We start from the raw sequence: 7,514 nt of genomic DNA, 5'->3' as shown, positions 1-7,514 counted from the left end.
GTGCCGCTTTCGCGCGGCACGCCCCCTCCGGGGTCGCGGCCCCCCGGTCAGGAGGTGGGGGCCGTCAGGTCGTAGAAGGTGGTCGAGCCGATGGTCTTCGCGGTGAAGTGGGCGGTCACCCAGGACTCGATCTGGGCGGACTCGCTCTGCTGCCCGCCCTCGCCGCCCGCGCCGCCGCCGAAGCCGCGGCGGGAGCCGCCCGCGCCGATGAACCAGTGCACCTTGCCCTCCTGGACGTACTTCTGGAAGCCGGCCAGGGTCAGCGAGGGGTCGGTGCCGTTGAAGCCGCCGAGGGCCATCACCGGTTCGCCGGTGGCGAGTTGGTAGCCTGCCGCGGTCTGCGAGCCGATCGCGGCGGCCGCCCAGGTGTAGCGGTCGGCGTTCTCCTTGAGCATGGCGGCGACCTCGTCGGTCACCTTGGGGCCGTCGAGCAGGCCGCCCATGCCGCCGGGGGGCGGGCCGCCGGCCGTGCCGCCGGTGCTGTTCGTGCCGTCGGTGCCGGTGCCCTCGGGGTCCTGGGCGCCGGGGAGGCCGGTGCCGCCGCCGGTGCCGCGCTCGTGGCGGCCGTTGGCGCGGTCGCCGCCGTTGCCGGTGCCGCCGCCCGGGAAGCCCTGCCCGGGCGCGAAGCCCTGCTGACCGCCCTGACCGCCCTGACCGCCCGCGAAGCCCCCCTGGCCACCCGGAGCACCCGGGCCGCCCTGGCCGAACCAGTGCCCGTTGCCGTTGCCGGTGCCGCCCGGGAAGCCCTTGCCGCCCCGGTGCCCCATGCCGCCCGGCCCGGACCCGCCCTTCACGCCCGGCCCGGCGGTCACGATCGAGCCGGTGTGCGGGGAGTTCACGGTGTCCACCGCGTACGCGGCCGGACCGCCGAGCGCCGCCGCCAGGCCCACCAGGCCCGCCACCGAGGCGATCCGCGCGCCGGCCCGGCCGGAGACCCGCCCGACGAACGGCCCGGCCGCCAGCGCGGCCGCCGCGAGCAGTCCGCCCACCAGCACCGCCCAGCGCAGCCACGGCAGGAAGCCGGAGCTGCGGCCGAGCAGCACGAACGCCCAGACCGCCGTCACCGCGAGCGTCCCGGCCAGCACCAGCGCCCAGGGCACCCGGTGCCGGGCCCGCCACAGCCCGTCCACGCCCATGCCGACCAGCGCCGCGACGGCCGGGGCCAGCGCCACCGTGTAGTACTGGTGGAAGATCCCGGACATGAAGCTGAAGACCAGCGCGGTGGAGAGCAGCCAGCCGCCCCAGACCAGGAAGGCCGCGCGGGCGGTGTCGGCGCGGCCGTAGCGGCGGGTCGCCCAGAGGCCGGCCAGCAGCAGGATCAGCGCGGCTGGCAGCAGCCAGGCGATCTGCCCGCCGATGTCGGTGCCGAACATCCGGGTCAGGCCGGTCTGGCCCCAGCCGCGGCCGCCGCCGGGAGCCGCGCCGCCCGGCAGGTCGACCCCGGCCGGCATCCGGGCGCCGCCGCCCACGCTGCCGCGCTCGTTGCCGTCGACCCGGCCGAGGCCGTTGTAGCCGAAGGTGAGCGAGAGGAAGCTGTTGTCCTGCGAGCCGCCGATGTACGGGCGGGCCGAGGCGGGCATCAGCTCGACGACCGCCACCCACCAGCCGCCCGAGACCAGCAGTGCCGCGCCCGCGAGCAGGGTCTGCCGCACCCGCCGCCAGAGGCCGGTGGGCGCCACCACCAGGTAGATCACCGCGAAGGCGGGCAGCACCAGGAAGGCCGCCAGGGTCTTGGTGAGGAAGGCGAGGCCGAACATCACCCCGGTGAACACCAGCCACCGGGTGCCCGCCGCCTCGACGGCCCGGACCATCCCGTACGCGGCCAGCGTCAGCAGCAGCACCAGCAGCGCGTCCGGGTTGTTGAAGCGGAACATCAGCGCCGCGACCGGGGTGAGCGCCAGCGCGGCGCCCGCCAGCAGGCCGCCGAGCGGGGAGAAGCGCCGGCGCACCGTCGCGTACAGCACGCCGACGGTGGCCGCGCCCATCAGCGCCTGCGGGGCCAGCACCGACCAGGAGGAGAGGCCGAAGATCCGCGCCGAGAGCGCCATCGGCCACAGCGAGGCCGGGGGCTTGTCGACGGTGATGAAGTTCGCCGCGTCCGAGGAGCCGAAGAAGAAGGCCTTCCAGCTCTGCGAGCCGGCCTGCACGGCGGCCGAGTAGAAGGAGTTGGCCCAGCCGGAGGCGCTCAGGCCCCACAGGTAGAGGACGGCGGTCGCGGCCAGCAGCGCCAGCAGGGCCGGGCGCACCCAGCGCGGGTCGTCAGCGCGCCCGCGCCAGGCGCGGGCGGGGAGGGTGCGCAGCCGGTCGGGCCAGCTGGCGAACCCCTTGGGGCCGGCGGGCGGCAGGGGCTGTTCGGGGAAGAGCGGCGCCGGGTCCGGCCGGACCGGGTCCGGCCCCGGCACCTCCGGCGGCGGGTAGTGCGCGGCCTCGGGCCACGGTTCGCCGGCCGGAGGGGAGTAGCTGCTCGTGGTCATGCGCCATACCGTCGGTGGCGTGCCTGAGAGAACCGTGAGACGGGAGTGTGAGGCGCGTGTGATCTGGAACGTCAGGCGGACGGCGGTACGGCGAGGTGCTTGCCCAGCCACTCCAGGGCCGGGGGGATCTCCCTGGTCCAGGTGTGGAAGTTGTGGCCGGCGGTGTCCAGGGTGATGGAGGACATCGTGGTGGGGGCCTTGAAGGCCGCGATCATGGCCTTGGTCTCGTCATAGTTGTTCTCGTCGTACGCGGTGGTCAGCAGCAGGTTGACCGGGGCGGGCGGCTGGTTCTTCAGCCGCCACAGCAGGTCGTTCTCCTGCTTCAGCCGGTCGTTGCCGCCGAACAGGTCGCCGGTGGTCGCGTCGTGGGCTGCGTCGTAGTAGCCGGAGAGCGCGACCGCCGAGCGGTAGGCGTCGGGCTTGCGCAGCGCGAACTTGAGCGCGCAGTAGCCGCCGGTGGAGTTGCCGATCACCGCCCGGCTGGCCGGGTCGGTGCCGATCCGGTAGGTGGTGGCGAGGGCCTTGGGCAGGTCGCTGGTGAAGAAGGTCTCCACCTGGGGGCCGTTCGGCACGTCCACGCACTCGGTGTCCCGGTCGCCGACCAGGGTGGGCCGGGTCATCACCAGGACGGTCGGCGGCAGCTTCTTCTGCTCGATCGCGTTCAGCGTGGACGCCGGGTACTGCATCAGCGAGATCAGCTTCTCCGGGGTGCCCGGGTAGCCGGTGAGCACCAGGGCCATCGGGAAGCGCTGCTTGGCGTAGTCCGGCTGGAAGTACTGCGGCGGCAGGTAGACGTACGCCTCGGTGGTCAGGCCGCTGCCGGCTCCTTTGACGTCGACCTTCTGGATCAGGCCGGAGCGCTCCGGGTCCGAGCCCTGCGCGGAGTAGAACTTCTGCTCGCCGGTGACGGCCACCCCGGAGGCGTTGGGCTGGTGGTCGACCACCGTGCCGAGCCCGCCGCTGGTGCCGAGCAGGTCCGTCCAGGAGCTGTAGAAGCCGAAGTAGCTGTTGGCGATCAGGCCCATCGCGGCCAGCACCGACACCTGGGTGGCCAGGAACGCCCCGAGCCGGCCCAGCCACGCCTTCCAGCCCTTCCCGCCGAACCGCGGCCAGAGCCACATGGTGGCGGCGAAGACGGCGATCGCGAGGAGCGAGGCGATGATCTGGAGGGGGAGTCCGGTGAGACTGAGCACGGGCCCGATCGTAGTTGACCTCCGGAGTCGGCCCGGGACGGGCCCTTGTGATGATCGTCCGAATCGTGTTGACCAGGGGGGCCGGACCTCGGCAGCATGTCGCCCCGAACGTGCACGGTCCGTGTACGGGATGTCATCGGGGTGGGGTTGTGAAGTCGGTGCGGTTCGCGGGGTCTGCGGGTGTGGTGGGACTGGTCGTCGGCGGGGTGCTGGTGCTCTCGGCCTGTTCCGGCGGGGGCGGTGGGACGGCCGCGCCGAGCGTGTCGGCGACGCCGTACGGCACGGTGCTCAGCCAGGCCCTGGAACCGGTCGGCACCGGGCTGGGAAAGGCGGTGGAGGCCAAGACCCCGGCCGATCTCGCCAAAGCGATGGGCATCGTCGGGTCCAACGCCGGACGCGCAGGCCGGACCCTGAACTCCGCCACGACCCCGGCGGGGGCGGAGACCGCGCGTACCGAGCTTGTGAGCGCCCTGGACGCGCTGGTGTCGGAGACCTCGGCGATCACTGCGGACATCTGGAGCAAGAAGCTCTGCGGCCTGGGCGTCGGCCAGGCACGCCTCGGAGCCGGACAGGGACTGCCGGGCGTCTCGGCGGCTTTGGCCAAGCTGACGGCGGCCGGGTACCAATCCACCTTCGCGGTCCCGCCGTTGCCCGCGCCGCAGCCGCAGCTGCGCTCCCTGGAGAACGGGACCATGGTCCGCGAGGGAGGGAAGGGCGGCAAGGGTGAGCTGCGCTTCGACAACAAGAGTTCGGTGGACTCGGTCTTCACGCTTTCCCGGGACGGCGCTTCGGTGGCCTCGGTGTACGCGGCGAAGGGGCAGCTGGCCACCATCGACGGCGTCGAGGACGGGTCGTACGACTTCTACCTCACCACCGGGGTGGACTGGGATCCCGAGGCGAAGCAGTTCACCCAGAACTGTCGTTTCACCAAGTACCAGGGCTCGTACGCCTTCAAGCCGGACGGGACGACCTGGACGGTGGGCCTCGGCGCGAAGTCGGGGGACGCCCATGCCGACGTCGAGTGGCAGACCGTGAACACTGCTCCGCAGCCCTGACCCTCGGAGGTGACCGCCGGGTAATGGGTTGACGCGGGTCGTTCGCGCTCGGGACCATGTGTGACCGCGTGGCTGCGCGGTGTGCGCGCGGTCCAGGCTTCCCGGGGGTGGGGTCATGGGGTTCACGGGGTTCACAAGGTTCACGGGGTCCGAGGGGTTCGTGGGGAAGGCCGCTCTGGCCGTCGGCACGACGTTGGTGCTGGCGGCCTGCTCCGGCGGCGGGGGCGGCGGTTCGGCGGGCGGCTCGTCCGCGCCCGGGGCGGCGGGGGCCGGGGTCTCGGCGAAGCCGACCGTCACGCCGACGCCGACCCCGACCCGGGCGCCGTACGGCCCGGTGCTCAGCGCGGGCGTCGACCCGGTCACCGTCGCGCTCGCCCAGGTGGCCGGCGCCAAGGACCTGGGCGACCTCGACACCGTGCTCGGCGGCATCGTCACCAGCGCGCAGGGCGCCGCCAAGTCCCTGAGCGTGGCGGACGAGCCGCCCGCGGTGACGGCGGCGCGGAAGGAACTGGTGGCGGCGCTGACCTCGCTCGCCACCGACGCGGGCAAGGTCCGCGGCGACATCAAGTTCCACGACGTCTGCGCGCTGAGCTCGGCCGAGGCCGAACTGGGCGCCTCCCAGGGGCTGGCGGCGGTGTCGGCGGCCCTCGCCACGATGGCCGCGGCCGGCTACCAGACCACCTTCGCCGTCCCGCCGCTGCCCCAGCAGCAGTCCCGCTCGCTGGACAACGGCACCATGGTCCGCAAGGGGAAGCTGCGCGGCGAGGGCGTGTTCAAGGTCGAGAACGGCGGCAAGGCGGATGCCGTCGTGTCGCTCGCGCTGAACGGCAAGGCCGTGCACTCGGTGTTCGTCGGCAAGGGGCAGCACGCCAGTGTCGACGGCGTGGAGGACGGGACGTACGAGGTCTTCGTGTCCGGGGGTGCGGACTGGGACCCCGACGCCAAGGCCTTCACCCAGAGCTGCCGGTTCACCAAGTTCGAGGACACCTTCCCGTTCGAGACCGGCCGGACCGCGACCTCCTGGGAGATCACCCTCCAGCCGGTGGCCGACGGCAACGCCAAGACCAACGACGTGGACCCGAACGCCTTCCCGCAGCCGTAGCCGTGGCCGTAGCCGCAGCTTCAGCCGTAGCCGCATCCACTGCCCTGGCCGTCGCCCCGGCCCGTAACGGGCATACCGGGACGGGTCGTTGCCGTCGGATGGCACGGCCCGTGCCGGGCAGTGGCGAGTTCGGTCACACTCCTTGACCTCTTGAAGTGGCCATGGCACTTTCATGCGGCGCGGGCGTCGGCGACCAGTCGTACACCCCGCGATCCCCCACAAGGAGAGCCATGTTCAAGAGACTTGTCGCGATGGCCGGTACGAGTGCCGTCGTCGCGGGCGGGCTGGCCTTCGCCGCCGCCCCCGCGCACGCCGTCCAGGCGGCCGACCTGACGTCCACCATCGCCCTGAGCAACTGCTCGGCCTCGCTGGTCCGTTACCCCACCTCGGCGGCCGGCGACCGGGCGCTGATGCTCACCAACGGACACTGCCTGCCGACCATGCCCTCGGCCGGCCAGGTCATCCAGAACACCACCGCCAGCCGCAGCGGCACCCTGCTGGACGGCGCGGGCAACAGCCTGGGCACCGTCCAGGCCGACAAGCTGCTCTACGCGACCATGACCGGCACCGACGTCGCCCTCTACCAACTCACCGACACCTACGGGTCGATCAGCTCCAAGTACGGCGCCACCGCGCTGACGATCAGCGACGCCCACCCGACCGACGGCGCGTCGATGTACATACCCTCGTCGTACTGGAAGCAGGTCTGGAACTGCTCCGTCAACGGCTTCGTGCCGACCCTGCGCGAGGACGCCTGGACCTGGCACGACTCGCTGCGCTACAGCTCCGGCTGCAACACCACGCACGGCACCTCCGGCTCGCCGATCGTCGACTCCGCCAGCGGGCGGATCATCGGCATCAACAACACCGGCAACGACGACGGCGACATGTGCACCCTCAACAACCCGTGCGAGGTGGCCGCCGACGGCACCACCAAGGCCTACAAGGGCCAGAGCTACGGCGAGGAGACGTACTGGTTCACCACCTGCCTGAACTCCTCCACCCGGGCCATCGACCTCAACGTGGCCGGCTGCCTGCTCACCAAGCCGGCCGGCAGCGCCGTCTCGGTGTCCAACCCGGGCAACCAGTCCACCGCCGTCGGCGGCGCGGTGAACCTCCAGATCAACGCCTCCGGTGGCACCGCCCCGCTGTCCTACGCCGCGAGCGGCCTGCCCGCCGGGCTGTCGATCAACTCCTCCACCGGCGCGATCACCGGCACGGTCTCCACCGCGGGCAGCTCCACCGTCACCGTCACCGTGACGGACGCCGCCGGCAAGTCGGCCTCCACCAGCTTCACCTGGGCCGTCTCCACCGGTGGCGGCGGCTGCACCCCGGCGCAGCTGCTGGGCAACGAGGGCTTCGAGTCGGGCACGGCCACGCCGTGGACGACGTCGAGCGGCGTGGTGGACAGCAGCGCCTCGCAGGCGGCCCACAGCGGCTCCTGGAAGGCGTGGCTGAACGGCTACGGCTCGACCCACTCGGACTCGCTGTCGCAGACGGTGAGCATCCCGGCGGGCTGCAAGGCGACGCTGAGCTTCTGGCTGCACATCGACACCGCCGAGTCGGGCACCACCGCGTACGACAAGCTGACCCTGTCGGTGAACGGCACCGCGCTGAAGACCTACTCCAACGTGGACGCCGCGGCCGGCTACCAGCAGCGCACCTTCGACCTGTCGGCCTACGCGGGCCA

The 7,514-nt window shown here is 72.6% G+C and carries 5 protein-coding genes; 3 read left to right on the top strand and 2 right to left on the bottom strand.

What is annotated here, in order from left to right:
* Nucleotides 1-47 precede the first annotated feature (47 nt).
* The gene (locus ACFU7Z_RS32415; RefSeq protein WP_380781429.1) at nucleotides 48-2,474 is read right to left on the bottom strand and encodes a glycosyltransferase family 39 protein; all 2,427 of its coding nucleotides are present in this window, start codon (nucleotides 2,472-2,474) and stop codon (nucleotides 48-50) included.
* A gap of 71 nt (nucleotides 2,475-2,545) precedes the next feature.
* A complete protein-coding gene (locus ACFU7Z_RS32410; RefSeq protein ID WP_074001025.1) occupies nucleotides 2,546-3,667 on the bottom strand; it encodes an esterase family protein in 1,122 nt (373 codons plus the stop codon).
* Nucleotides 3,668-3,849: 182 nt separating this feature from the next.
* Here ACFU7Z_RS32410 and ACFU7Z_RS32405 point away from each other — a divergent pair, with 182 nt between their 5' ends.
* The 3 genes from ACFU7Z_RS32405 to ACFU7Z_RS32395 all read left to right on the top strand — a co-directional run.
* Nucleotides 3,850-4,722, top strand: a complete 873-nt coding sequence (locus ACFU7Z_RS32405; RefSeq protein ID WP_380781427.1) for a hypothetical protein — start codon at nucleotides 3,850-3,852, stop codon at nucleotides 4,720-4,722.
* Nucleotides 4,723-4,882: 160 nt separating this feature from the next.
* Entirely contained in the window at nucleotides 4,883-5,824 is a 942-nt protein-coding gene (locus tag ACFU7Z_RS32400) for a hypothetical protein (RefSeq protein ID WP_380781425.1), read from the top strand.
* Between the two features lie 230 nt (nucleotides 5,825-6,054).
* A partial coding sequence (locus ACFU7Z_RS32395; RefSeq protein WP_380781423.1) for a putative Ig domain-containing protein occupies nucleotides 6,055-7,514 on the top strand: 1,460 nt, incomplete at its 3' end.

Origin of the sequence: Kitasatospora sp. NPDC057518, from assembly GCF_042802075.1 — a bacterium.
In the GTDB taxonomy this organism is placed as follows: Bacteria; Actinomycetota; Actinomycetes; order Streptomycetales; family Streptomycetaceae; genus Kitasatospora.
Note: the sequence above shows the minus strand (reverse complement) of the source record. Positions and strands in the feature narration are given on the sequence as shown.

What these genes read in the sequence shown, in the direction of transcription:
- ACFU7Z_RS32415 (WP_380781429.1), bottom strand. Translation starts at nt 2,474, where the DNA reads ATGACCACGAGCAGCTACTCCCCTCCGGCCGGCGAACCGTGGCCCGAG.